The following is a 2,396-nucleotide window of genomic DNA, read 5'->3' as shown; positions in this document are numbered from 1 at the left end:
TTTTTCAAGATAGAACCTAATGCAATTATTGAACAACAGGGTAGCGATGACCTCCAACCAGCAACCTGGTCGCTTAGGTTGGAATAAGCTAATAGCAAAACCGACCCTTTAGATAGAGGTCGGTTTTTGTTTTTTCCTGAAATATTACTTATTGGAAAGAGGAGTGAGTATGATGTCAAAGAGGTTGTTTTTTATTATCTTGCTGATAGCGCTCTTTATGTGCAGTGCAGCTCTTGTACCTATCGCCTATGCCAATATTGGTGGCGCAAGTACAATTGAAAAGACTGCAGACGTTATTAACAAGGATAAAGTCTATTTCAAAGTAAAGAACAACGAGAATGTAAGAATCATGGACTTTCATATAAAAATCGATGGCGCAAAAATTATATCGATAAGTACCCCCAATGGATGGAGCGCGCAGGGAACAGACGGGAACGGTAAGCCAATAGCTCAACCACCTTATTACGATGTACACTGGACGGCAAACAGCACTTCTACCGCCATTCAACCCGGGAACTTCTCGGGGGAATTTGATATCGAGATAGAAGAAGGCTATACGGATTACAATTTTAGCGAAAAACTTAAACATATAATAACTGCTTGGATAACTTACGAAGATTCCGGAACCGCGGGGCAATGCCCGTACAGTAAGACAATTTTTAAGCAGAAGCGAGCAAACGAAGATAGCCCCTGGACAACCGAAGAAACGCAGGCCCTCGCGTATTATAAGGAATCAATAGGCCCGAGTGGTGGAAGCCTGGCAATGGGTACTGATGGCACAATTGTTGTCTCCGCAGGCGATGTAACGGCAGCTACCTGGTTTGGTGGTTGTGCGCTGCCGGGCTACGTTCCAGATTATATCGGGCAGATGACCTCAGATAATGGTCAAATCATGAAATCTTATATCCTCGGTCCGCACGGTGAGGACTTTGCCAATCCAGTTACTGTAAGTCTCAGCTATGCCTCGGTTCCTGGGATAAGAAATCCTAGACCTTATCTATATAATCCAGAGACGAATACCTGGTCGCTGGTATCAGGAGCTATCGTTGATGCGGAAAATCAACAGGTGACTTTCCAAACAACCCACTTCAGCATATATGGTATCGGGGGAGAGCCAGCTCCAGTTCCTGCGACTTCCAAGTGGTCTATCCTGATGCTCGGTTTAGGTGGTATAGCGGTGTTGCTATGGCAGAGACGTAAGTTTGGCAAGTTGATTACCTCACTTAGAGCGGCATAGGTACAGTGAATATCATTAGTAAACGCTTTGCGACCGATGAACATCTAAAAGAAAACCTAGCGATAGGAGTAAAATTCTTTTTATGTGCTCTTGTCGGTGTGCTATTTGTCGTTATTCCAAATCCGGTTGCGACTGCTTCGACGGGTTGGATAGTTAAGCTGACAACCCTCGTTGCGACTTGGTTTATAAAAATAACAGGTTTTGCTGTTAAGGCCGGTAATTTACAGGGGAGTAGTGATGATCTAATCATCCTTCCTAAGAAAGTTCTCGCCGTAAATCTTGAATGTACGGCCATCTATCTTATGATTATCTTTGCCGCTTTTGTTTTAGCTTTTCCATCTGATTATAAGAATAAACTAATCGGGCTAGCAGCTGGAATTCCACTTATTTTTGTTGCCAATATTTTGAGGCTATTTGCGATAGCAATTGTCGCAACATACAGTCCGAATTTGTTTACTAGTTTTCATGATTACGTTTGGCAAACATTATTTGTCGTTTTTATTATCGTGCTCTGGCTTATCTGGATCGATAAGGTGGTGCAGCGTGAAGGCCAAGTCTCTCTTCGTAATTAAGACCATTGCACTATCAGCGCTGCTCTTTCTTCTATACGCACAAGTTGCCGTTGGCTATGAATGGATCATCGCAGGTAGCGCGACCTTTTTAAGGAAGCTCTTTTTGGCTAGCCCAGTCGTGTCAGCTAAAGTTAAAAGCGTCTACTATCTAATTCCATTTATCTCTGCGTTGCTGGCGGCGAGCGGTTTAGAGCTAAAGCGCAAGTTGAGATGGGCAGCCATCGGCTTTGTCTCATATTGTTTTTTTGATATCCTAACTGTCGCAAGCGGATTAGCTGTAATTGTTGTACGTACGCAACCGGTCTCAAATAATTTATTCATAACGAGCGGTGTTATCCCAGCCGTTCATAATCTTTTGTTGCGCATCCTCCCATATATCCTGCTGTGGTTTGCCATAAACGGAAAGATCGAGAACCTCTGGGCGCCGCTAGTCTCAGCGGCATCTCTGAGAGTTTGCCCAATTTGTGGCAAGGGTAAGACCGGCCTTGTTGAGCACATAAGATCAGTTCATGGTGAAAAGGCTCTTAAAAGCGGGAAGGTACGGCGACACTTGGTGCGTACCGGAATAACGTAGAACCACTAACACC

Annotated in this window: 3 protein-coding genes; all 3 read left to right on the top strand. The window is 44.1% G+C overall.

Features of this window, described 5'->3' with window-relative positions; genetic code table 11:
• The first annotated feature begins 169 nt into the window (after positions 1-169).
• The 3 genes from COY37_RS03720 to COY37_RS03710 are packed head-to-tail and all read left to right on the top strand — an operon-like array spanning position 170 to position 2,383.
• Positions 170-1,237 carry a hypothetical protein gene (locus tag COY37_RS03720; RefSeq protein ID WP_286976182.1) on the top strand — a complete coding sequence of 356 codons (1,068 nt, stop codon included), beginning with the start codon at positions 170-172 and terminating at the stop codon, positions 1,235-1,237.
• Between the two features lie 5 nt (positions 1,238-1,242).
• Positions 1,243-1,809 carry an archaeosortase/exosortase family protein gene (locus COY37_RS03715; protein ID WP_286976180.1) on the top strand — a complete coding sequence of 189 codons (567 nt, stop codon included), beginning with the start codon at positions 1,243-1,245 and terminating at the stop codon, positions 1,807-1,809.
• Complete coding sequence (locus COY37_RS03710) at positions 1,781-2,383, top strand: hypothetical protein (protein WP_286976178.1); 603 nt, start codon at positions 1,781-1,783, stop codon at positions 2,381-2,383. The genes COY37_RS03715 and COY37_RS03710 overlap by 29 nt, the downstream gene beginning before the upstream one ends.
• Positions 2,384-2,396 lie beyond the last annotated feature (13 nt).

It is taken from the genome of Candidatus Aquicultor secundus, from assembly GCF_002791875.1.
GTDB classification, from domain to species: Bacteria; Actinomycetota; Aquicultoria; order Aquicultorales; family Aquicultoraceae; genus Aquicultor_A; species Aquicultor_A secundus.
This window is presented reverse-complemented; position numbering and strand designations above follow the sequence as displayed.

Excerpts from the sequence above, each read along its gene's own strand:
- COY37_RS03720 (WP_286976182.1), top strand. The coding sequence starts at position 170 with ATGATGTCAAAGAGGTTGTTTTTTATTATCTTGCTGATAGCGCTCTTT.